Annotated in this window: 21 protein-coding genes; 9 read left to right on the forward strand and 12 right to left on the reverse strand. The window is 73.3% G+C overall.

The genetic code is table 11. The features are described from left to right. The first annotated feature begins 10 nt into the window (after nt 1-10). The gene (locus tag ABD223_RS27590) at nt 11-1,699 is read left to right on the forward strand and encodes an FAD-dependent oxidoreductase (RefSeq protein WP_344039465.1); all 1,689 of its coding nucleotides are present in this window, start codon (nt 11-13) and stop codon (nt 1,697-1,699) included. Nucleotides 1,700-1,865: 166 nt separating this feature from the next. Next, nucleotides 1,866-2,360, forward strand: a complete 495-nt coding sequence (locus ABD223_RS27595) for an RDD family protein (protein ID WP_344039466.1) — start codon at nt 1,866-1,868, stop codon at nt 2,358-2,360. Here the strand turns inward: ABD223_RS27595 and ABD223_RS27600 are convergent. The 3 genes from ABD223_RS27600 to ABD223_RS27610 are packed head-to-tail and all read right to left on the reverse strand — an operon-like array spanning nt 2,353 to nt 4,688. Further along, on the reverse strand, nt 2,353-3,012 hold the full coding sequence (locus ABD223_RS27600; RefSeq protein WP_344039467.1) for a response regulator: 660 nt from the start codon (nt 3,010-3,012) through the stop codon (nt 2,353-2,355). The genes ABD223_RS27595 and ABD223_RS27600 overlap by 8 nt on opposite strands. Then, complete coding sequence (locus ABD223_RS27605) at nt 3,012-4,214, reverse strand: sensor histidine kinase (protein WP_344039469.1); 1,203 nt, start codon at nt 4,212-4,214, stop codon at nt 3,012-3,014. The genes ABD223_RS27600 and ABD223_RS27605 overlap by 1 nt, the downstream gene beginning before the upstream one ends. A gap of 33 nt (nt 4,215-4,247) precedes the next feature. Then, entirely contained in the window at nt 4,248-4,688 is a 441-nt protein-coding gene (locus ABD223_RS27610) for a hypothetical protein (RefSeq protein WP_344039470.1), read from the reverse strand. Nucleotides 4,689-5,054: 366 nt separating this feature from the next. Between ABD223_RS27610 and ABD223_RS27615 the strand changes: the two genes are divergently transcribed. Continuing rightward, nucleotides 5,055-5,801 carry an ANTAR domain-containing protein gene (locus ABD223_RS27615; protein ID WP_344039471.1) on the forward strand — a complete coding sequence of 249 codons (747 nt, stop codon included), beginning with the start codon at nt 5,055-5,057 and terminating at the stop codon, nt 5,799-5,801. Nucleotides 5,802-5,807: 6 nt separating this feature from the next. Here ABD223_RS27615 and ABD223_RS27620 read toward each other — a convergent pair whose 3' ends face one another. From ABD223_RS27620 to ABD223_RS27640, 5 genes are all read right to left on the reverse strand, one after another. Next, a complete protein-coding gene (locus ABD223_RS27620; RefSeq protein ID WP_344039472.1) occupies nt 5,808-7,553 on the reverse strand; it encodes a sigma-70 family RNA polymerase sigma factor in 1,746 nt (581 codons plus the stop codon). A gap of 93 nt (nt 7,554-7,646) precedes the next feature. Then, nucleotides 7,647-9,080: a phosphatase PAP2 family protein gene (locus ABD223_RS27625; RefSeq protein WP_344039473.1), complete on the reverse strand. Its 1,434-nt coding sequence runs from the start codon at nt 9,078-9,080 to the stop codon at nt 7,647-7,649. Nucleotides 9,081-9,314: 234 nt separating this feature from the next. Further along, a complete protein-coding gene (locus ABD223_RS27630) occupies nt 9,315-10,115 on the reverse strand; it encodes a hypothetical protein (RefSeq protein ID WP_344039475.1) in 801 nt (266 codons plus the stop codon). Continuing rightward, complete coding sequence (locus ABD223_RS27635) at nt 10,112-12,109, reverse strand: hypothetical protein (RefSeq protein WP_344039476.1); 1,998 nt, start codon at nt 12,107-12,109, stop codon at nt 10,112-10,114. The genes ABD223_RS27630 and ABD223_RS27635 overlap by 4 nt, the downstream gene beginning before the upstream one ends. 154 nt (nt 12,110-12,263) lie before the next feature. Then, entirely contained in the window at nt 12,264-12,686 is a 423-nt protein-coding gene (locus ABD223_RS27640) for a hypothetical protein (RefSeq protein ID WP_344039478.1), read from the reverse strand. A 637-nt stretch (nt 12,687-13,323) separates the two neighbouring features. Here ABD223_RS27640 and ABD223_RS27645 point away from each other — a divergent pair. Continuing rightward, the gene (locus ABD223_RS27645; RefSeq protein WP_344039480.1) at nt 13,324-14,280 is read left to right on the forward strand and encodes a trypsin-like serine peptidase; all 957 of its coding nucleotides are present in this window, start codon (nt 13,324-13,326) and stop codon (nt 14,278-14,280) included. Nucleotides 14,281-14,299: 19 nt separating this feature from the next. Continuing rightward, complete coding sequence (locus ABD223_RS27650; protein ID WP_344039481.1) at nt 14,300-14,746, forward strand: hypothetical protein; 447 nt, start codon at nt 14,300-14,302, stop codon at nt 14,744-14,746. 106 nt (nt 14,747-14,852) lie between these two features. Here ABD223_RS27650 and ABD223_RS27655 read toward each other — a convergent pair whose 3' ends face one another. Continuing rightward, complete coding sequence (locus ABD223_RS27655; RefSeq protein WP_344039482.1) at nt 14,853-15,338, reverse strand: hypothetical protein; 486 nt, start codon at nt 15,336-15,338, stop codon at nt 14,853-14,855. 215 nt (nt 15,339-15,553) lie between these two features. Between ABD223_RS27655 and ABD223_RS27660 the strand changes: the two genes are divergently transcribed. Then, complete coding sequence (locus ABD223_RS27660) at nt 15,554-15,805, forward strand: hypothetical protein (protein WP_344039483.1); 252 nt, start codon at nt 15,554-15,556, stop codon at nt 15,803-15,805. Between the two features lie 467 nt (nt 15,806-16,272). Here ABD223_RS27660 and ABD223_RS27665 read toward each other — a convergent pair whose 3' ends face one another. Then, nucleotides 16,273-17,037: a phosphotransferase family protein gene (locus ABD223_RS27665; protein WP_344039485.1), complete on the reverse strand. Its 765-nt coding sequence runs from the start codon at nt 17,035-17,037 to the stop codon at nt 16,273-16,275. 250 nt (nt 17,038-17,287) lie between these two features. On the opposite strand from ABD223_RS27665, the gene ABD223_RS27670 reads away from it, so the two are divergent. Then, nucleotides 17,288-18,529: an acetyl-CoA hydrolase/transferase family protein gene (locus ABD223_RS27670; protein WP_344039486.1), complete on the forward strand. Its 1,242-nt coding sequence runs from the start codon at nt 17,288-17,290 to the stop codon at nt 18,527-18,529. 154 nt (nt 18,530-18,683) lie between these two features. After that, nucleotides 18,684-19,226: a hypothetical protein gene (locus ABD223_RS27675; RefSeq protein WP_344039487.1), complete on the forward strand. Its 543-nt coding sequence runs from the start codon at nt 18,684-18,686 to the stop codon at nt 19,224-19,226. 234 nt (nt 19,227-19,460) lie between these two features. On the opposite strand, the gene ABD223_RS27680 is transcribed toward ABD223_RS27675, so the two are convergent. Next, nucleotides 19,461-20,255: a nucleotidyltransferase domain-containing protein gene (locus ABD223_RS27680; RefSeq protein ID WP_344039488.1), complete on the reverse strand. Its 795-nt coding sequence runs from the start codon at nt 20,253-20,255 to the stop codon at nt 19,461-19,463. A 407-nt stretch (nt 20,256-20,662) separates the two neighbouring features. Here ABD223_RS27680 and ABD223_RS27685 point away from each other — a divergent pair, with 407 nt between their 5' ends. Continuing rightward, a complete protein-coding gene (locus ABD223_RS27685; protein WP_344039489.1) occupies nt 20,663-22,066 on the forward strand; it encodes an amino acid permease in 1,404 nt (467 codons plus the stop codon). On the opposite strand, the gene ABD223_RS27690 is transcribed toward ABD223_RS27685, so the two are convergent. Next, a complete protein-coding gene (locus tag ABD223_RS27690; RefSeq protein ID WP_344039490.1) occupies nt 22,051-22,599 on the reverse strand; it encodes a carboxymuconolactone decarboxylase family protein in 549 nt (182 codons plus the stop codon). The two genes, ABD223_RS27685 and ABD223_RS27690, sit on opposite strands and share 16 nt — an antisense overlap. Nucleotides 22,600-22,689 lie beyond the last annotated feature (90 nt).

Below are 22,689 nucleotides of genomic sequence, written 5' to 3' on the forward strand. Positions count from 1 at the left end.
GATCGGCCGCATGACCACCACACCGCCGGCGGGCGCCGGCCGTTCCGCGCCGGAACCGCTCGGTGAGCCGGGTGGGGGTGGGGTGCCGTCGGTGGCCGGTGTCGGTCGTTCGGCGCCGGAGTCGCTGGGTGAGCCGCGTGCGGGTGGCGGCGTGTCGTCGGCGGCGGGTGACAGCCGCTCCGCGCCGGGGCGCGACAGGCACGCCCGCCTGCTGCCCGGACCGGTCGGCCGGCGCCGCGCGGACGTCGGCGGCGCGCCGCCCCGTGTCGCGGTGGTCGGCGGCGGCATCGCCGGGGTGGCCGCCGCGGTCGGCCTGGCCGAGCGCGGCGTGCGCGTGGTGCTGCACGAGCGCGAGGACCAGTTGGGCGGGCGGGTGCGCGGCTGGGAGACCGGCACGGGCGAGACGATGACCCGCGGTTTCCACGCGTTCTTCCGCCAGTACTACAACCTGCGCGCGCTGTTGCGCCGCGTCGACCCGGACCTGGCGCTGTTGCGGCCGGTGGCCGACTACCCGCTGGTCCACGCGGACGGCACGCGGGAGAGCTTCGCCGGGCTGCCGCTGACCCCGCCGTGGAACGTGGCCGGTTTCGTGCTGCGCAGCGACACCTTCACCCTGCGGGACCTGACCCGGATGGACACGCGCGCGGCCACCGCCCTGTTCGACGTGTCGCTGCCGCGCACCTACGCCGAGCTGGACACCTCGGACGCCGACGCGTTCCTGAGGGCGATCCGCTTCCCGGACACCGCGCGGCACCTGGCGTTCGAGGTGTTCTCCCGCAGCTTCTTCGCGCACCCGTCCGCGCTGTCGGCGGCCGAGCTGGCGACCATGTTCCACATCTACTTCCTGGGCTCCAGCGAGGGACTGCTGTTCGACGTGCCGCGCGACCCCTACCCGAAGACGATCTGGGGACCGCTGCGCCGCTACCTGGAGTCGCTGGGCGTGGAGGTGCGCACGGGCAGCGCGGTCGACCGGGTCTCCCGCCACGACGGCATTCACCGGGTCGACGGCGAGGAGGTGGACGGGGTCGTGCTGGCGACCGACGTCCGCGGCCTGCGCGCCGTCGTGGCGGCCTCGCCCGACCTCGGCGACCCGGCGTGGCGGGCGCGGGTCGCGGACCTGCGCACCGCGCCGCCGTTCCTGGTGAGCAGGTTGTGGCTGGACCGGCCGGCCCGGCGCGACCGGCCGCCGTTCCTGGGGACCAGCGGGTTCGGGCTGCTGGACAACATCAGCGTGCTCGACCACTTCGAGGACGAGGCCCGCGCCTACCGCGACCGCACCGGCGGGTCCGTGGTGGAGCTGCACGCCTACGCCCTGGCCGAGGGCGCGGACCGGGACGAGGTGGTCGCCGGGCTGGTGGCGGAGGCGGAGACCGTCTACCCGGAGCTGACCGGGGCGCGGGTGCTCCAGGCCGAGCACGTCCTGTCCGACGACTGCCCGCTGTTCGCGCCGGGCTCGTTCACCGCCCGCCCGACCGTCGCCACCCCGGACCCGGCGCTGGTGCTGGCGGGCGACCTGACCCGGGTCGACCTCCCGGTCGCGCTCATGGAACGCGCCGCCACCACCGGTTTCCTCGCCGCGAACGCCCTGCTGGCGAGGTGGGGCGTGCGCGGCCACGACCTGTGGACCGTCCCCAACCGGGGCCGATCGGCGCTGCTGCGCGGCGCGGCCCGCCGAGCACGGGTGGCCGCCAGGGTGTGAGGGGCCTCGGGTGAATGCCGCTGGGTGAATGCCGCTGGGTGGACGCCGCGAGAGGTAGGCCGAAAGAGGTAGGCCGCAAGAGGCAGGCCGCCGGGCGTGGCGGTTCTCGGGCATGGCCACCGCCCCGGGCCTGTTGAGACGACCCGTGTTGGCATGATGACCCACCGTGGCGAGGTTTCGGGCGGGGGCCGGGCTGGCGTTGCGGCGCCTGGCGCAGTACGGCCTGGACACCCTGCTGATCGTGGTCGGCGCACTGTCCGCGGCGATCTTCAGCCTCGCGGTGGTGGTGCTGCTGGTGCAGGTGGCGCGCCCGCCGTGGCAGGTGCTGTTCCTGCCGCTCGTCGCGCTCGTGGTGTCGTCGCTGGCCGGCAGCCTGTGGGTCGAGGTGTGGTGCCCGCACCGGCTCGGCGGCACGACGCCCGCGATGCGGTGGCTGGGGCTGCGCGTCACGACCCTGCGCGGCGGGCCGCCCACCCTGCGGGCCTACCTGCTGCGCTGGCTGCTGCTCCAGGTCGACGCCCTGTTCTTCGGCCTGGTCGGCGCGGTGCTCATCGTGGTCACGCCGCGGCACCAGCGGTTGGGCGACCTCGTGGCCCGGACGGTGGTGGTCCGCACCGCGAAACCCCCCACCGCGGAACCCCTCGCGGAGCGGCCTACCTGACCAGCCGTCGCTCCCAAGCCCAGATGGCGATCTCGGTGCGGTTGCGGGCGCCCAGCTTGCCCTGCGCGCTCGCCAGGTGCGTCTTGACCGTCGACAGCGAGACGCCCAGCTCGGTCGCGATCTCCGCGTTGGTCCGGCCCCGCGCCGCGGCGAGCACCACGTCCAGCTCCCGCGCCGTCAGCGGCAGGTCCGGGTCGCGCCGCCGCCCGGTCCGCGCCCGCGCGCCGTTGGTGAAGTGGGCGAGCAGCCGCACGGTCACCGAGGGGGACACCATCGCCTCGCCCTTGGCGGCCGCGTGCACCGCCTCCACCAGCAGCCGCGGCCCGGCGTCCTTGACCAGGAACCCGCACGCGCCGGCGAGCAGGGCCGCGTAGACGTTCTCGTCGATGTCGTAGGTGGTGACCACCACGACCCGCAGCGGGTCGTCGACCTCCGGCCCGGCCAGCAGCCCGGTGGCGCGGATGCCGTCCAGCCGGGGCATCCGCACGTCCATCAGGGTCACGTCCGGCCGCAGCTTCCTGGCCAGCCGGACCGCGGACTCCCCGTCGGCCGCCTCCGCGATCACCTCGATGCCGGGGTCGGCGTCGAGGATGAGCCGGAAACCGGTGCGCACCATCACCTGGTCGTCGGCGATGAGCACCCGCGTGGCCATCAGACGGCCCTCGGGAGGTGGCCGAACGGCGCTTCCTCGGGGCCGAGGGGCAGCCGGGCGGTGACGCGCCAGCGACCGCCCGGCTCGGGGCCCGCGTGCAGGCTGCCGCCGAGCGCGGTGACCCGCTCCGCCATGCCGATGACGCCGTACCCGCTGCCGGACCGGTCGGCGGGCTGCGCGGGCACGCGGTCGTTGCGGACCTCCAGCACCAGGTCGTCGCCGTCGGTGAACGCGCTGACCCGGACCTCGGTGGCGTCGGGCGCGTGCCGCCGCGCGTTGGTCAGCGCCTCCAGCACCACGCGGTGCACCGTGCCGGCCAGCTCGGGTGGCACCGGCATCGCCTCCAGCTCCTCCGCTATGTCCACAGTGGACTTACCGTCGGCCGCGTCGCGCACGGCCTCGCCGAAACCCGCCCCGCGCGGCGGTGGCGCGTGCTCGCGGCTGCGGAGCATCCCCACCAGCCGCCGCGTCGCGGTCAGCGCCTCCACGCCCGCCTCCTCGATCTCCCGGTACACCTCGTCCGGGTCGTGCTCGCCCGGTCGCCCGCGCCCGGCCACGACCCGGGCCGCCTGGGCCCGCACCACGATGCCGCTGACGTGGTGGGCGACCAGGTCGTGCAGCTCGCGCGCCAGCTCCAGGCGCTCGTCGGTGCGCACCCGGTCCAGCGCGACCCGGTGGCGGCGGTCGGCGTCCCGCAGCACCAGCCCCACGGCCAGCGCCGCGCCCCACAGCACGGCGGCGGGCACGCCCAGCAGCGCCTCGGTCGAGCCGAGCCCGAAGCGGACCAGGGGAGCGGCGACCATCGCCGCGCCCAGCGCCGCCGTCAGCGCCGCCGCCCGGACCGGCGGCAGCCTGCGGCAGCCCGCGCCGACCAGCAGCGCCGCCGCGCACACCTCCGCGACCGGCGGCCGGCGGCCCAGCGCGCCGTCGCTGAACGCCACCACCGCCGTGTCCACCAGCGACAACGCCACGACCGCGAGGCCCAGCCACAGCACGTGCCGGGGGAACCGCCGCCGCAGCACCGCCAGGACCGCCACCGCCGACCCGGAGGGCGACGCGAACGAGCCCACCGCCGTCGCGAGCGCGCCCGGCGAACCGGGCTGCCGCACCTGCCACGCCACGTCCACCGCGACGGCCGCGACCAGGACGGCGAGCTCGGCGACGAGCACGCCGCGCCTGGCCTGCGGTCCGGTCGCGGTCATGCCCGGATCATCCAACCCGGCCCGCCCGGCCGGCTAGCGGGCCCGCCGGAAGTGCGCGTTGGACGCCGGCAGGTAGGACAGCACCAGCGCCGCCACCGCGACGGCGGCACTCGCGTAGCCCACCCAGGTGTTGCCGTCGGTGGCGACCACCGACGCCACCTGGAGCACCGTGAACACGGTCAACGTCACCCGCGCCCAGTTCCGCCCGGCCTTCAGCTTGAACGACAGCCAGAGGTAGACCAGCGCGATCAGCACGGCCGTGCCGAGCACCGTGGCCTGGCCCAGCGTGACCGCCGCGCCCACCTGCTCCTCGGTGGAACCGGGGCTGGACCGGCGCACCGCGTCGGCCAGTTCCTCCTCCATGCCCAGCACGACCAGACCGCCCGCCAACGCCGAGACCGCGGAGACGAGGAAGCCGAAGAACGCGGCGACGAGCGTGACCGGGGGTGCCGTGGTGCCCTGTGTCGTAGTCATGATCGGAAACGTAGGGCGGCCCGTCGGCCCATGCACCCCTGCGGGAACCGGTCTCGTACTTTCGGCCGAGGCGGCCGTTTATCGCCGCGCGAGTCGGGTAACTCAGCTTCACCCGTGCGCGCGCGTTCCTGCACGGCAGGTCCGCTCCGGCGGACCGGGGCCGGGCGGCGCGGAGCCGTTGAACCAACCAGCGCCCGCGCCGCCCGGTCCTCTTCCCGGTCCTACCGGTCCGGCCGGCCGGTCCATGCGCTACTGTCCAGCCCCCGACGGGGGTGTTCAGCAGCGCAGCATCCCGCCCGACCGCTCCCGTCGTCCCGGTCCACCGCGACCGGGAGGCGGTGGACAGCCTTCCGAGGGATGCACCGAATGACACGCGACGACCTGGCGCTCGCCGCCGCCCTGACCGAGATGTCCCGGCTCAACGAGGACGAGGCCTACGAGGCGACCGCCCGCCACTTCGTCGACCACCTGGTCGCGTCCGTGCCGGGGTGCGACATCGCGTTCATCTCGGTCCGCCGCGAGGACGGCGGGTTCGAGGTCGTCGCGACCACCGGCGAACCACCGGTGAGCCAGTCCGACCCCGCGACCGACGGCGGTCCGCTCCTGGACGTGCTGCGGTACCGCGAGCCGCGGCGCGTCGAGGACGCCCGGGACGAGGACCGGTGGCCGCTGTTCTCGGCGCGCCTCGCGCTCCGCGGCTTCCGCAGCTGCCTGGTCCTGCCCGTGCCCGCGGAGCGCTCGCCCAACGCCGCGGTGACGCTGCTCGGCCGCGAGCCGCACCTGTTCGACGACCACGCCTACGACATCATCCTGCTGGTCACCCTGCACGCCGGGGTGGCGTTCGACAACGCCCAGCTCTTCCACGACAGCCGCCGCCTGGTGGAGAACCTGACCACGGCCCTGGGCACCCGGCACACCATCGGCCTCGCGCAGGGCCTGCTGATGCGCCACTTCTCCTGCGACACCGAGGGCGGGTTCACCCTGCTGCGCCGGGCCTCCCAGCACACCAACGGCAAGCTGCGCGACATCGCCGCCGACCTGGTGGCCGCGCACGAGCGGGGCGGGTTCCGCGAGGCGCTGCTCCACCACCGCATCCACCGGGACGCCGGCTAGCGCCCGCTACCCCGACGTGATGGTGACGGGCACCACCACCGGCGTGGCCGGCAGCGAACCCGCCGACACCGTGCCGGTGATCGTGCCGCTCACCGCCCGGGGTCCGGCCAGCAGCCGCACCACGAACGTCACCGACTCGCCGGGCGCCAGCTCGCGCCCCGCCACGCACGTCACCGCGCCGCGGCCCGCCGGGCACCCCGCCCGGGGCCGGCCGGTCGCGCCGTCGAACGCCACCAGCCGCCTGCCCAGCAGGTTGTTGCCCTGGCCGACCACGCGCAGGTCGTCGGGCAGGGACAGGGTGAGCACCGGTGGCGGCAGCGGGTGCACGCCGGTGTTGTGGACGGTCACCGGCAGGTCGGTGGGCGGTCCGCCGATGCCGGTGGCGAACGCGGTCGGCACGTCCGGGGTCAGCTCGCTGCCCGGCGGGGTCACCGCGTTGGCAGTGGTGGTCGTGGCGATGGTGGTCGACGGCGCGATCGTCGTGGAGCCGGTGGTCCGCGGCGCGGCGGCGCCGGTGGTCGTGGTGGGGGCCGTCGTGGCGCCGGGCGCGGGCGGCTGCTCCGCCGACGAGGTGGGGGAAACGCCGACCTCGCCGGGGGCTGACGTCGGGTCGAGGTCGGGCACGATCGCCTGCCGGGTGACGTCGGCCCCGGTCAGCACGGCGACCAGCACCGCCACGGCCGAAGCGGCGGCTCCGAGCCACTGGGTGGGTGTCGTCGCGCCGCCACCCGCGGCGCCGGAGCCGCTGCCCGCCATCTCGGAGCCACCGCCCGCCGCGCCGGTGCCGGCCCCTGTGCCGGTGCCTGACGTGCCGCCGCCCGAAGCGCCGCCCACCGCCGCCGCGGCACCGGCAGCGTGCTCGCCACCGGCGGCGGCCAGGTAGCCGGACGCGCCGATCCCGAGCACCAGGGGCGCGACGACCGCGCGAAGCGCGCCGCTGACGTCGGTCAGCTCGGCGGCCAGCGCCCGGCAGGCCACGCACTCGTCCAGGTGCGACTCGACCTGCGCGGTCTCCCGCGTGGAGAGCCCGCGCCGCGTCCACGCGCCCAGCCGCGACGCCGCCGCGCGGCAGCGCCCGCCGGGGTTCTGCTCGACGTGCGCCTGCACGTAGGCCTTCCGCAGCCCCTCGCGGGCCCGGTAGGCGATCGCGGACACGCCGTTGGTGGTCAGCCCGAGCAGCGGCGCGACCTCGGCGTGCGACTGCCCCTCGACCTCGGTGTGCCACAGCACCACCCGCCACCGCTCCGGCAGGCTGGCGAACGCCCGCGCCGCCAGCGACCGCTCCAACCGGGCCACCGCCGTGTCGTGGAACGGCTGGCTGACCACGCGCTCGACGCCGGAGACGGCCTCCAGGTCACCCGCCAGCTCGACCCTGCGCTCGTGCCTGGTCCGGTCGTAGGCGGTGTGCCGCAACGTCGTGAGCAGGTACGGCCGGAACGCCTCCGCCGGCCCGCGCCCGCCCCGCAGGGCCAGCAGGACCTTCGCGAAGGCGTCCGACACCAGGTCGTCCGCCTCCACCGGCGAGCGCGACAGCTGCCGGGCCAGCCTGCGCGCCGCGGTCACGTGGCGCGCGTACAGCTGCCCGTAGGACCGCACCGCGCCGCCGCGCACCGCCTCGATCAGCTCGGCGTCCGAGGGCGCCCGCCCCTCGCCCGGACGGGCGCCCGGCGCGCGGTCGAGGTCTTCGCGCGGGGTCGTCGGGTCCGAGGCCCGCCACTCCTCCACGTCGCGCTCGTCGGGCAGCCCGAGCACCGATCGCCCCCTCTCGACGCGGTGGTGAGAACTCGGAGACCCTATACAGGGACCGGGACCGCCATCGCACGAGACTCGGGTCACGCGCCGGCGTCAGCTCCGGGGCCGCGGTTTTGCGGTTCGGAGCGCGCTCGGGCCGTAGATCGCGGCGTGCACGACCGTGATCCACACCAGCGCGAGCAGCAGGCTGCCGAGGACGTCGGTCGGGTGGTGGAGACCGGTGTAGAGGCGCTGCGCCGCGACGACCACGGGCACCACCGCGGCGAACACCGCCACCGGCGCGCGCCACCACCCCCGCTCGGCGCGCCGGACCAGCAGCACCACGGCGGCGCAGAGCACCAGCGACGCCGCGACGTGCCCGGAGGGGAACGCGGAGGTGGGCGGCACGTCGCTGGGGATCCGGGACGCGGGCCGGGCGCGGTCGACGACCGACGAGGTGATCAGGAACAGGCCCACCTCGCCGACGAGGCCGAGGACGACCAGCAGGACGGGTCGCCAGTCGCGCGTCCCGGCGAGGGCGAGCACGCACACCACGACCGCGGCGGCGATCACCGGCCCGGTGCCGGTGGCGTCGCCCAGCGGCACCAGGAGCGCGTCCCGGTCCGGGGTCCGGAGGCCGGCGAACCACTCGACCACGGCGCGGTCCCACGCCGGCGGGACGTCCGGGCCGGCGGCGGTGAGCCACGAGCCCAGGCCGAACAGCGCGCCCAGCAGCAGGCCCCACACCACCATCAGCCGCGCCGCCGCGCGCCAGGCCCCGCCCGGCGCGTGCGCCCGCTCCGGCGCGGGTTCGAGGTCGTCCGCGGCCTCGGGCACCAGGCCGTGCGCCACGGGCACGTCCGGCATCCCGCGGTCGCGCCGCCACTGGCGGAACACCTCGGTGGTCAGCGCCAGCCACAGCAGGCCCAGCAACCAGCCGCCGAGCACGTCGGTCGCGTAGTGCACGCCCAGCGCCACCCGCGTCAGCCCCACCGCGACGACGACCGCCACCACCAGCCACGTCAACGCGGCGCGGGCGCGCGGCACGGAGGCGAAGACCAGGAACAGCACGCCGTAGGTGACGGTGGAGCCCAACGTGTGCCCGCTGGGGAAGCTCGGCCCGGTCGCGCCGGCGACCTCGACCTCCACCAGTGGCCGCAACCGACCGACCAGCTCCTTGACCACCACGCCGAGCAAACCGCCGCCCGCCGCGGTGACGACCACGTGCACCGCCACCCAGGGACGGCGACGCACCAGCAACCACACCGCGGCCAGTGCCGCCACCCCGGTCAGCACGGCGGTGTCACCGAGGGTCGTGATCGCGCCCAACACGGCCACCGCGGCGTCCGAACCCGCGACCCAGCGGTTCAACGCCGCCGAGATCGCCTGGTCGGCGTCGCGCACAGGAGCCCAGTCCGCCCACACCAAGGCCAACACCACGAAGAACGCGGCCCCGGCCGCGCTCGCGGCGATCAAGGACACCGCGCTGCGCACCGCGAACTTCTCCGCGGTCACCACCGTCCGCCGGTCCAGCTCACTGATCGTCACGGTTGTGTGTTGCCCAAATCGACGTCCGCGCAATCCCGCGGCACGGAACCAGCGATGTCTGTCATATTGTCACTACATCTTCAGTGTGAATCAAATGTCATCGGTGGAACCCGACTCGTCGACCGGCTGCGCACAACATGACGCTGGACCTCTACCTGAAGCCACTCCCGTCCTCTCGGCGGTTCGCCGGAGCGGGCGAACCGCACCCGGCGAACCAGCTGTCCCGCGCCGACGTCAGTCATCCAGCCACGTGCTGTCATCCGAGCCGACCAGCCGAGTTTCGGAGACCTGCTCGAGCGGGTCGGCCTGGCCGAAGAAGTCGGCTCCGCGCAGGAACAGGTCGAGCAGCATGTCGCGGTTGACGGTGGTCAGCCTGCTCAGCACCAGTGATGCCGCGTGAGCGACGGGGTCGTGAGTCGTCGGCCCCGCATCAGGCAACACGCCCATGTGCGCCACGCGTTTGCTGACCTCCTTCAGTTCGTCGAGGACGGAGGTGGTCGGTTCACCGCGCTGCGTCAGCCACCATGCGTAGGCCAAGCCCTCATCGGAGAGCAGGGCTCGCACCGCCATCGCCTGGGTGCGTGCGCGGTAGGTCCTGAGATGTTCGTGGCGCTGAGCCGAGAGGTGTTCTCGTGCCCGTTCACGGTCTTCCGGCGAAGAGTGCAGGATCGCCTCGGTGATCCAGGCCTCGGCCGCGGGCAGGCCCGGTAGGGCTGTCGGGCTCGATAGGTTCAGCAAGATCTCATCGGAGGCTTGGTCGCAGTCCAGCACGGAGCACCGTTTGGTGATTTGTGCGGCCTTCCTGCGCAGGTGGGAACGTGCGCGCACGTCGATGGACGGGAGACGGTCCACGCGTGTCGTGGTGTTCGGTCTGGTGCGGCGGTCGTCGGTTTCGTTGTCGGTGGCGGCCTCGGTGCTCCACTTGATGGTGATCTCGGCGGTGAAGTGCAGGCCGGGCAGGTTGCTGCACAGGACCGCACGCAGTGGTGCGCTGGTGAACGGGTCGCGAGAGGCGCCTCGTCTGAACCAGTTCATCGCGGGAACTCGTCCGCGGGTGGGGCGGCCACCGGTGGTGCGTCGTGTCGTGGTGTCCGGTTGAAGGTGTTGATGTGGTCGAACAGCCAGGTGATCAGGCCGGTCTCGGTGCTTGAACGCCGCTCTTGTTCGAGGTCGCGGGCTTGGAGGAGCAGTTTGACCGTGCTGCTGTCGCCCAGCGACGCGCCGGCGGCGGCTTGCAACACCGCTGTGACGCGGTCGACGGGCAGGTGGCCGTTGTCGGCGGCGTCGAACCAGCTGCGCAGGGCTTGGAGCTGCTCGGACTGGTCTTGGGGCGTGGCGCTCAGGAGCAGGCTCCACCCTTCGACCAGGGCGGTGCTGACGCCGCCGTCCGGGTCGTGGAGCGGGTCGAGGAGGGCCCGGATGCAGGGCAGGGACTGCTCGGTGATCGTCATCGTCTGCGCGAACGCGGGCAGACCTGCTTGATGACCACTGCGCAGCCAGTCGACGACCGTGTTCAACACGGCGACGTCCAGGCCCGCGTCGTGGACCAGGAGCGACCTGATCGCGTCGGCGGCGTGGCGGCGGGACTTGGGCTGCGTCCTGGTGAAGAGCCATTTCAGTCTGACCAGGGCCCGTTCGGGGAGGACGTGGCCGAACCGGCCACCGCAGACGCGGGCGACCACCTCGTGCAGTTTCTCGTCGTTGCCCTTGGCCCAGTCGAGGAGCAGGTCGCGTGCGGCTCGGGCGATCTCGCCCTCAATGGCTGTTTCGTGGAGCAGGTCGACGATCAGCGCGAGCCGCTTGCCCTGCTCGATCCGGGAGCCGAGCAGTCGGAGCACTTGGGCGTTCGGGTCCTGCCGGGCGAGGACGAACAGTGCGCGGACGACTTGGCCGCCGTGGTGCGCGGCGGCCCCGTTGGGGCCGCCGATGGTCAGCAGCCAGTCGAGCATCACGTCGCGCAGGTCGTCGTACTCGCGCCAGATGTGACCCAGCACGACCGGGGAGAGGCCCGGCCTGACGGCGTTGAGGGACACCAACTCCTCGCTGACGGCGGCTTCGAGCTTCCTCAGGTGGGATGACAGGTCGGGACCGGCCAGGGTGGTCGCGTGGTCGGTTTTGAGGTTTACCTGACCCATCAACGTGCGAGCCGCGTTGAAGATCACTCGTTTGGGCGCGCCGTCGAGCACGGCGAGGGACCACAGCAGTGCCCGCTGTTTGGGGTCGACCTCGGTGTCGAAGCGGGCTGCGAGGTAGTCGGGCCACTCCAGGACGGCGTTGAGCCCGGGCGCCACCTCGGCTTCGTCGGCGATGGCCAGCACCGCGGCGATCGCGGCGGCCACCCTCGGGCGCATGTGGGAGGTCAGTGCGACCTGCGCGTCCTGGAGTCGGCGCAGTCGGTCACGGCGCCGGTGGACGAACTCGATGTGCCGCTGCGCCAGTCGGACCGGGTCCGGCGGCTTGAGCTGCGCGGTGATCGAGTCGAGTTCGGGGTCCTGCTTGACCTCACCCCACTGGTCCGGTGTGACCACCACGGCCAGGCATGAGCGGAGGCCCCGCAGTTCCCGCCCGAGGCGGACCAGCGCCCGGCGGAACTCGGTCTTGATGTCCTCCTCTTCGGCGGTGAGGTCGAGCAGGTACCCGGTGTCCGGCCGCCGGGGGATGCGGTGCGCGTTGGGGGTGGCCCAGTCCGCGGTGAGGAGTCGCGGTCCGGCCTCGTTCGCCAACCGCTGCCACGCGGGTTGGTGATCGACCGCCTGGTCGGCGTCGGTCTCGTGGTGCTCCACCAGCAGGTGCAGGGCGGCGGTCGAGGCCCCGTCGCCGCGTGGCGCCACCAGGACCACCACGCCCCTGTTCGCCAACTTGTCGCGAGCGCTGCCCAGACCGGGCGGCTCGACGAAGCCGTCCAGGGCGATGCGCAACTCCTCCTGCGGGAATGGTTCGTCGTGCAGCACCTCCCGGCCGTAGATGGTCTGCGGTCCCGCGCTCTGGAAGATCTGGGCGCCGCGGTCCGCGGAAGCGTGCAGGTGCAATTCGGGAGGCGGTGCGGGGAGGGCTTCGGCGGTGGGCATTCCCGCCCCCGCGATGTGTGCTGTTCTGGGTTCGAAGACGGGAAGAGTTCCGGGGTCGAACCCGGGACCGGTGGGGGGAGTGGAGCCGGACCAGGAGGAGTGGAATTCGCCGCTGCTATCGGTCATTGCGAGGGCTCTCCAGGTGAATGGTCTGGTTGCCGGCGGCCTGGAAAACCTGTGAGCGGCGAGTGGCATGGGCGGTTTGGGTTACCGTGGGCGCGTTGCCGGGCTGACCCGCTGCGATACCGCGCAGTTCGTCGGCGATCTCGGGAGAGCTGTGGAGGGTCTGCCGCAACTGCTCGCTCACGGCGGCGGCCACCGATCGGCTGACCACCGCGAGGTCGTCGGCCTCGACGCTCATCAGCTGTCGTCGGCAGGCGTCCACCACGGCCAGCTCCGCCGTGCCGCCACTGCTCACCGTTGCCAGGGCCGTGGCGAGCCGGGTGCGGAAGTCGTGCCAGGCCTCGGTCGGCATCGCCGCCACCGCTCGGGAAGCGGCTCGAGCCGCGAGGTCCTGGAACTCGGTTGTGCGTTCCACGCTTCTCTCTCTTTTCGGCACCGTGCGTGACGGAGATGGCGGCTGGTTTTCGGTACAGCGCGTTCGGGACAGTGCTACCGCGTGGCGGCATGAGTGCGGTCCGCACTTTTGCGGATGAGGGGGGAGTATTTTGGCGCACTGGTCATTCGCGCGCTGCGGACTTGCCTTGACGGCACTGCCAGTCAAACCCGACCAAATTATCGCTCTGGGTGATCAGGTCATACGAATGGGGGACTGCTCGGTGATTCGCCTTCGAGGGGCAGCGACGGTGCCGGGATCGAAGGAGTCGGCCCGGTCGTTCGTCTGGGCAAGTGAGGGCACGCCACGCCGAGCGATCCGGATCTGGTCGCGGTGCGCGGTCGCGCCGGTCTGGGCTCGGGCCTGACCTGTCAGGCGCGACGAGGTCCCCAGCGCCACATGGTGTCCATAATGGACACATCCTGGACGTGAGTGGGTGCCGGCCGGCCTGTGCGGGCGCCGGGTCCCCGGTTCGGCGGTACACCGCCCCGCCGGCATCTGGGAGTCTCGACGTCGAGCTGGGGGGCTTCCGGGGGGTTCGTTCGTCTTCTTCACCTACTGCGCTCTTCGGCTCCGTGCCGCGCGTTCGCGGGCACGCATCGCGAGTCCAGGGGGAAACGTGAGAAGAGCAGCGTTAGCCGTCGCCGTGGCGTTGGCCGCGGCGGTGGTGGTCCAGCCGGCCGGTGTGGCCGCGCCGGGTGTCGACGACATCGAGCCGGTCAGCGTCACGGCGGCCGCGGAGCTTTCGGCCACGCGGGGGGAGCGGTGGACCGACGAGCGCATCGCGGAGGCCATCCGCACGGCGAAGCCGCTGGCTCCGCCGGTGAACGCGGGGTCCGCGCGTCGATCCCGCTCGACCGGGCAGGTCGAGCCCCGGTCGATCGCCGAGCCCGCGGCGGTCGCGGGTGCGGGTGCGTCGGCTTTGCCCGCGCCGGCCACCCACGGCCGGATGTACCTGGTCAACCCGGACGGGTCGACCGTCGCGTGGTGCTCGGCCTCCGTGGTGAACAGCGGCAGCCGCAACCTCATCTCCACCGCGGCGCACTGCATCCACAGCGGTGAGGGCGGCGGTTGGCACTTCACCGAGGCGTTCTTCGTGCCCCAGTTGCACGGCACGTCTCGGCCGCACGGCATCTTCTGGGCCCAGCGGTGGACGGTGTGGTCGGAGTGGATCGACGATTCCGACTTCGATTACGACTACGGCTTCGTCAACTTGGCCGCTCGTGGCGGGCAGAACGTGGTCGACGTGGTCGGGGCCAACGGCCTGCGGGTCAACGCGGGCTACGATCAGACCGTGGTGGTGTGGGGTTACCCGGCCGAGGCGCCGTACCCCGGCGACGTGCCGTACTACTGCGATGGGCTGGGTACGTACTCGGAGTGGTTCACCTCGGACATCTACGTCGATTGCGCGATGACGCCGGGGGCGAGCGGCGGGCCGTGGCTGGTGGATTACGACTACGGGTCGTCGCTCGGCTACGTGAACGCGATCACCAGTCGGGTGGACGAGGACCGCACCTACACGCTCAGCTCCTACTTCGACGAGTGGGTGGCCGAGCTGTACTACTACGTGGACTAGGAACCGCGGGGGGCGTGCCGTGAGCAAGCCGTGGGTGGTCGGTGCGGCGGGGGTGGTCGCGGTCGTCGCGGCGCTCGCCGTCGGGTTCGCGGTCGGGCGGTGGACCGCGCCGGACGTGGTCGTGCCGCTGCCGCCGCCCCGTTCGTCGTCACCGCCGCCGCCCGCGGAGGTGCGGTCGGCGACGGATCCGGGGACCGCCGTGCGGATCACCGCGTCGGTGACGCCCGAGGACGGCTGGGTGCGGGTGCGCGCCACGGTGGTGGGGTTCCCGGCGGGTCAGCCGCTGCGGGTCGTGGTCGTCTCGCGTGCGGGCACGAGGGAGACCGCGGCGAGTTGGGTCGGGTCGGCCGCCGGTTCGCTCGACGGCACCACCGTGGACGGCGCGGCGACCGTGGCCCGCGCCGATGTGGTGGCGGTCGAGGTCGAGGGGACCGACGGCCGCCGGTACGTCTCGGCGGTGTTCTGAAGCCTGGTGCGGCAGGGGCGGCATCCCGGTCGGGCGCCGCCCCTGCTGTCTGTCGAACACGTGCGGGGGTGTGCTCGCATCCGACGACACCGTTCGGGGGTGCCCGCTACTCCCGTCGGCGCGGCAGGGCGCGCACCGACAGGACGACGGAGCCCGCGGCTGCCAGGGTCAACCAGGTGGCGGGGGTCCAGGTGATGTCGTCCTCGCCGAACCGGCGGGCCAGGTCGCGGCCGGGGTCCAGGCGCAGCCAGAGCGCCGCGCCGAGCACGGCCGCCCCGAGCGCCGCGGACACGCGGGTCGACCACCGGGTCACCTCGTCCGCCATTGCCGTGGTCAGGCCGTGGGCGGTGTGCGCGAGCAGCAGGACCAGCAGCGCCGCGACTGGGAGCGGGTAGCGGTCGAACAGGCCCCAGAGGCTGTGGAACCGGTTGTCCACCGTGACCCACGGCATGGCGGTGGCCACGGCCAGCACGGTGGCGGCGCCGGTGGCGAGTGCTCTGGGGGAGCGGGCGACGCGTTCCCGTCGCACCTGCTGCTCCAGGGAGGAGACCCGCGTCTCCAGGCGCCCCAGCGCCTTGTCCACCTGGTCCACTGGCCGCTCCTCTCGCCGGGTCGGGCACGGGGTGGGACGCGGGGTGGGGCTGCCCGGATCCCGATCAGGAGCGCGGGCTCGGCAAACCCGAACCCGGCTACGCGGTCGTGCGCATCCGTGCTGGGAAGCGACCATGGCGATATCGGCTCTGCTTGGGTGGGGTTGTGTGAGGTGAGGTGAGAATGCCCGGAATGCCTGTCGCAGTGGAATTCAGGATGCTGTTGATCGACGTGGCGAACGCGATGGGCATGGCCGGCACTCCGCGTGTGGAGGCGCTGCTTGCCGCGGGGGGCCCGGTGCACCACGCGGTGGCGGCCTGCGCCGCGCGCGGGGACCTGGTCGGGGATCCGCTGGACTCGCACCTGGCGGAGCTGCGCATCGGAGCGGTGGCGGTCGATCCCGCCCCCGACGCCGCCGAGCTGGTGCTGCTCGCCCACGCCCACCGGGTGCACGCCACCCTGGGTTGACGGGAGCACGGACTCCGACATCATTCCCACCGTCCACGACGGCTGGAAACGCCACGGAGCCGGCGAGGTCTTCACCGTCGAGGCCGGAGCGCGGCGCGTGCTCGACGTCGGCCTGGTCGCCATGAGTCCCGACAACTGGATCGCCGGCGACTCCACCCGGCCGAGGACCTCGCCCTGGCGATCCGGAGTCCTGCCACGCTGAGCGCTCGGGGTCGCTGGTCCGGCGACCGGCGACCGGCGACCGGCGACCGGCGCGGACAGGACCACGCGAAGAGCCGCCCGCGCGTGCCGGCTCCACGCACTCGCCCACGTCGACCGTGACCGGCGCACCTCCGCCACCGCCCCGGTTGGCGAGGGCACTGCGAGGCCACCTCCGACGGCACGATCGTGCCCGCGATCGGTGACATCCGATCCACGGCCCCTGGTTGTCCCCGGTGGACCGCACCGGTCCGCCGAGGGCCGGGGCCTCAGCTGCGACGAAGGCCCTCGGGTTCCCGCATCCGGGCTCGGAGCACGTCGAACTCGCACCCCGGGGAGTCCGGGTCGAAGCCGTGTTCGATCAGCCAGCGCGACGCGGTCAGGCTGCGCAGCGACCACCAGGCGCGGATCACGTCCCGGTCCGCGTCGGGGCCGTAGCCGGCGAGCAGGTCGTCCAGGCGTTCCTCGTGCCCGAGGGTCAGGACGGCGAGGTCGAACATGGCGTCGCCGGGGGCGGCTTCGGACCAGTCGATGATGCCGGTGACCTCGTCGCCGTCGACGAACACGTGGGTGATCTGCAGGTCACCGTGGATGAACACCGGGGTCCACGGCCTCAGCGCGGCCCCCGCGATCTCGCGGTTGCGCCGGACCACCTCGGTGGGCAGGACGGCGTTGTCGAGCAGCCACGCGCACTCGCGGTCGAGTTCCGCGGCCAGGTCGTCGAGCCTCGGCCCCGGCCACGGGGGCAACGGCGCGTCGTGCAGCCCGCGGATCGCGGCGCCCGTCGCGGCCCACGCCGCCGGCGACGCGGTCGACGGCTCCCCGAGGACGCCGAGCGCGGTCCCGGGCACGGCGGCGATCGCGAGCACGGGCGGCTCGCGCCAGAGGATCGGCGGGGTCGGCACGGGCGCCATCCCCATCGCCCGCACCTCCACCTCGGCGTGCGCGGGGTCGCCGTCGACCTTGAGGAACACGTCACCGACGCGCAGCGTCGCCCGTTGTCGGTGGGCGACCACGACTTCAACCTCTTCCACACCGGTCATCCTGGCGGGGACGGCCGCCGGTGTCGCCGGATTTCACGGGTGGTGGGCGATGGGGGTCGCCGGTGGGCCGGGTGGCCCACCCGCCCGCGGCGATGATTCGCTCGACCGGGTGACGGTCACGAGGACGGCCGACGGGGCACGGGTTGTCCCCGGGCTCGCCGGGTACCCACCGGTCCACGCCCGTCGGGCCGACCGCGTTCGACGACGCCGCCCCTTGCGAACCAGTTGGGTGACCGATCCCATGCGAGTTCTGTCCGAGTCCCGGCTGGCCGCCGTGCTGTCCGGTCTCCCCACCCGCCCGCGGGTGGTGGTCAGCGGGAACCACGCCACCCCGCGCCGCGCGTTGGAGGTGCTGGACGGGGCGGTGGCCGAGTACCGCCTGTTCGCGCTGAACGCCCAGCCGGGCGTCCCGGACCGCGACGGCGTGGTGCTGGAGACGCCGTTCGTCGGGCCGGGCATGCGCGGCAAGCGGATGCTGCGGTACTTCCCCTCCCGGCTGTCGCTGGTGCCCCACCTGCTCCGGCAGTCGCTGCCCCCGGACGTCGTGCTGGTCCACACCTCGGTCCCGGTGGACGGGCGCGTGTCGCTGGGCACGGAGGTGAACGTCCTGCCCGCGGCGATCGAGGCGGCCCGTGCCCGGGGCGGCCTGGTGATCGCCCAGGTGAACCCCCGGATGCCCTACACGCACGGCGATGGGGTGCTGCCCTGCGAGGAGGTGGACCACGCGATCGAGGTCGACGAGCCGCTGACCTCCCCGGAGCCCCGCGTCGTCGGGGAGGTGTCCCACGCGATCGCCGACCGGGTGGCGGCGCTCGTCCCGGCGGGCGCGACCCTCCAGATGGGCATCGGCGCCGTCCCGGACGCGGTGCTGGCGGCGCTGGTGGAGCGGCGCGGCCTGGCGGTGTGGTCGGAGATGTTCAGCGACGGCGTGCTCGGCCTGGAGCGGGCGGGCGCCCTCGACCCGGACGTCCCGGTGACCGCCTCGTTCGTGTTCGGCAGCCCGGAGCTCTACGAGTGGGTGGACCGCAACCCGCGGGTCCGCCTGCTGCGCACCGAGAAGACCAACGACCCGGGGTTGATCGCCCGCAGGCAGCGACTGGTCTCGATCAACAGCGCGTTGCAGGTCGACCTGTACGCCCAGGCCAACGCCAGCCGGGTGCACGGGGTCATCTACTCCGGGTTCGGCGGGCAGACCGACTTCGTGGTCGGCGCCCTGCACTCGCCGGGCGGCAGGGCGGTCGTGGCCCTGCCCTCCTGGCACCCCAAGGCCGACGTGTCCACCGTGGTGCCCCGCCTGACCGGCCCGGTCACCTCCTTCCAGCACAGCTACCTGGTCAGCGAACAGGGCACCGCCACCATCTGGGGCCACGACGCCGGCGAGCAGGCGCAGCAGATCATCGACCACGTCGCCCACCCCCGGGTCCGCGACGAGCTCACCGAGGCCGGTCGCGGTCTGGGCTTCCCGCTGGGGTCACCGGCCTGACCCGCGCCCGCGGCGCGGTTCAAGTCGACGAGGGGTGAGGTCGAGCAGGATCGAGTCAGGGCGGGTAACGAAGCCTTGCGGTGCGCGATAGAACAGTGCCGACACCACCGAATTCGCATTCCTGCGGAATTCGTGTTCGGAAGGGGAAACATCGATGTCCCGAGTCGCCTCCCTCCTGGCCGCGGTCCTGATCACCGTCGCGTCCGTCCCGCTCGTCACCCCCGGCACGGCCGCCGCGGCGGGCCTCGACCTCACGTGCACCCCACCCAGCAGCGCGAGCCTGCTGTTCGACCCGCCCGCGACCAGCTACCCGCAGAACATGACGCTCACGGTGTCCCGGCAGTACGGCCCCTGCGTCTCGGCCACGCACCCGGACATCACCTCGGGCCACTCGACCGCCACCGGCACCTCCTCGGGCGCGACCTGCCTGAGCCTGCTCGGCGCGAACGCGATCACCATCCCGATCACCTGGAACACCGGCCAGACCTCCGTCCTGTCCGGCAACAACGTGTCGAGCCTGAGCGGCGTCGCCCTGACCGTCGTCACCACCGGCACGGTCACCTCCGGCGTGTTCACCGGGGCGACCTTCGTGCACACCATCATCTACCCCAGCACGAACATCCTGCTGTGCAACCTGGGCCTGGGCACCCTGTCCGGCCTCTACGGCCAGGTGGTCCTGGAGATCATCACCCCGTGAACCGCACACCGGCACAGCCACCGCCGCTGTGGAGGCGCCGAATCGACCAGGCGTCGCCCGACCGCGACGCCGATGCCGGGCAGCACCTCGCTCACCCGCGGCGGCAGGTGCGGCGCCGGGAGGCCGCCGAGGGCAGCGGGCGCACGGGGAAGGCCGTTGCCACGCACCCCGATGTCGGTCCGCGCGGTCGTGCCCCGGACCGCTCCGGTCGGAACGGGGCCCGGGCACGACCGGTCAGCCCTGCTGCTCCAGGACGTCGTTGAGGTACTCCACGGCGAGCTTTTCCGCCTGGCGGCGGCGCTCGATCGCCACGCCGGTGTCGTCGAGCCACCGCCGGTACAGCTCGACGCAGGCCAGGAGGGCGCGACCGGCTTCGTGCCGGTCATAACCGCACAGGGTCCTCCGGAGGTCACGGGCCTCGTCCGGGGCGACGAACTCGAGGTGGCGGACACCGCGGAGGGGAGCGCCCACTCGTTGTGCGATCAGCGGACCGAGCACCGCCTCGCGCAGGTGGCCGAGGAAGCCGATGGCCTCGAACAGCTCACCGCGGCCGAGCTTGGTCGCGCCGTAGTGCACCCAGACCCAGAACCGGTCCTCGATCCACTGGAGGTCCGGCACCGCGGCCACCGGCGGTCGTTCCGCGAGGGAACGGGCCAGACCGCCGTCGCGGTCCCACAGGACGTCCGGGTCCTCGGCGCGCTCGGCGAAGTCCGAGGCCCGCACGAACTTGAAGTCGACGTGGAGCAGCGGAGGTCCGACGAGCGTGATGATCAGGCGGGGTTCCCCGACGTGCTCCCCCGTGAAGCCCGCCACCAGGGCGGCCCACGAGCCGATCAACGCGAGGCGCTCCCGCATGACCGACTCGAAGGCCTCGTCGTCGACGACCACGACGAGGTCGACGTCGGAGTAGGCGTCGGGGCGCCCGCCCGCGAGCGAACCCGCGACGGCGACACCGGCCACCCTCGGGTCCTGCCGGATCCGGGGGAGCACCTCGTCGAGGAACCTGCTGTGCGGGGAGGGGGCGTCCATGACCTTCCTTCCGGTAGGAGCAAAGTTCTCCAACGTATCCGGCAGGCCGATCGGGTGAACACCGATTTACCGGCGCGGACCACTGCCGGCGATCGCGGTCACCGGCGCCGCTGCCCAGCCGCCGCCGGCGGCGGGTGGGTCGTAGGCCACCGTGTTCATCTCATAGCCGCCGTTCTGGGCCTTCTGGGCTGCGGCCGAGGTTCGTGGTGCCGGGATCGTGGACCCCGGTGCCGAGGTCCGCCGACCGTGACGGGGGCGAGGTCGAGCGGTCGTCGGGTGGACGGGGCGTCATTCGGGCAGCCGTATAGGCGGCGTGGCGGGTGATGGCGCCACCGGGGCGGTGCCGGCACTGTCTCGTCGCCCGCGCGCGGCCCGCGCGCGGCCGAAGCGACCTTCCGGGGGATGCCGTGGCGGACGAGGCGAGCGGTGGCCTGCTCCGGCAGTTGTCGAGCCGCCAGATCGGCATGATCTCGTTGGGCGGCACCATCGGCACCGGCCTGTTCCTCGGGTCCGGCTTGGCGATCTCCCTGGCCGGCCCCGCCGTGGTGGTGGTCTACCTGGTCGGCGCGCTGGCGGCGGTGGCGGTCGCCTACGCGGTGGCCGAGATGGTGGTCGCGCACCCGGGAGCGGGCGGGTTCGGCGCGGTGGCCGCGCGGTACGCCGGGCCGCTCACCGGGTACGTCCAGCGGTGGTGCTACTGGGCCACGCAGGTGATCACGGTCGGCGGCGAGGTGGTCGCGGCCGGCCTGTACGTCCGGTACTGGTGGCCGCAGGTGCCGCTGTGGTCGGCGGTGTGCCTGTTCTCCCTGGTCATCCTGGTGGTGAACTTCGCGGCCGTGCGGTTGTTCGGCGAGGTCGAGTACTGGTTCGCGATGGTCAAGGTGACGGCGCTGGTCGTCTTCCTGGTGCTCGGCGTGCTGTACGTGGTGTTCGGGCTGCCCGGCCACGACGCGACCGGGCTGTCGGCGTGGACCGGACACGGCGGGTTCGCGCCCAACGGGCTGGTGGGCGTGGTGCTGGCCACCACGGTGGCGACCTTCAGCTACGGCGGCGTGGAGTCGGTGGCGATGACCGCCGCCGAATCGCGCAGCCCGGCCCGCGACATCCCGCGCGCGGCCCGACGGGTCGTGCTGCGGTTGGCGTTGTTCTACGTGCTGGCCACCGGCATCATCGTGGCGATCGTGCCGTGGACGGAGGCGGCGGCGGTCGACGGGGTGGCGGAGAGCCCGTTCGTGGAGCTGTTCTCCACGATCGGCGTCCCGGCGGCCGCGGGCCTGATGAACCTGGTCATCCTCACCGCCGCGCTGTCCGCCGCGAACACCACGCTCTACCTCGCGTCCCGCACGGTGCACTCGCTGGCGCTGGACGGTTACGCGCCGCGCCGGCTGGCCGCGGTGACCGACCGGGGCAGCCCGGCGCAGGCGGTGCTCGCCTCGACCGCGGGCTTGGCCGTCGCGGCGGTGGCGGCGGCCCTGTCGCCCGACACGGCGTTCCCCGTGCTGCTGGGCATCGCGATGTTCAGCGGCATGACGGCCTGGGTGCTGATCTTCGTCACCCACCTGGCGTTCCGCCGGGCCCGAGCGGGCCTGCCGCCGTCGGAGATCCGCTTGCCGGGCGCGCCGGTGACCTCGGTGCTGAGCATCGCGTACGTGGCGCTGGTGCTGGTCGCGACGGCCTTCACCGCGGCCTTCGGCCCGGCGTGGCAGGTCGGCGTGCCGTTCGTGCTGCTGGTGCTGGCGTCCTACCCGCTGGTCCGGGCCCGCCGCGCGGCCCGGGAACGCCGGAGGGCGGAGGACTACGACTCGATGTAGCCGTGGTCGACGATCCGCCTCGCGGAGTCGGCGTAGTGGCCCTCGGGCCCTTCCGGCGCGAACGTGCCCAAGCCGTCGACGTACCGGTTGAACATGCAGAACGCCGCCGCGATCAGCACGGTGTCGTGGATCTCGACGTCGGTGGCGCCCTGCGCCCGCGCCGCGTCCACCATGTCGGCGGTGACGTCGCGGCCCGACCGCTGCACCGCGCCCGCGATCCGCAGCAGCGCCTTCAGCTTCTCCGGGATCGGCGCGGCGTCGAGGTCCGCGCGCACCCGCTGCACCAGCGACAGCCCCTCGTCCAACTGCGCGGCGGCGAACGCGGAGTGCGAGTTGCAGCAGAAGTCGCACTCGTTCAACCCGGACACGTACGCGGCGATCAGCTCGCGCTCGCCCGGGGGCAGCGAATGGGGCGCCCGCAACAGGACCTCGGCCAACTCGTTGAGCGGCTTGGCCGTTTCCGGCCGGAACCTCATCGGGCCGGTGATGCCCGGGAACTGCGTTTCGTCCAGACCGAGATCGATGTGCGCCATGGCGGCCACGCTAGCGGCCGTCGACCGCGGCGAGGATCGTCGGACTGCGTGGTCCCGCAGCCGGGGTCATCGCCCGGCTTGGTGGGGGGC

This window comes from Saccharothrix xinjiangensis, assembly GCF_039527585.1.
In the GTDB taxonomy this organism is placed as follows: Bacteria; Actinomycetota; Actinomycetes; order Mycobacteriales; family Pseudonocardiaceae; genus Actinosynnema; species Actinosynnema xinjiangensis.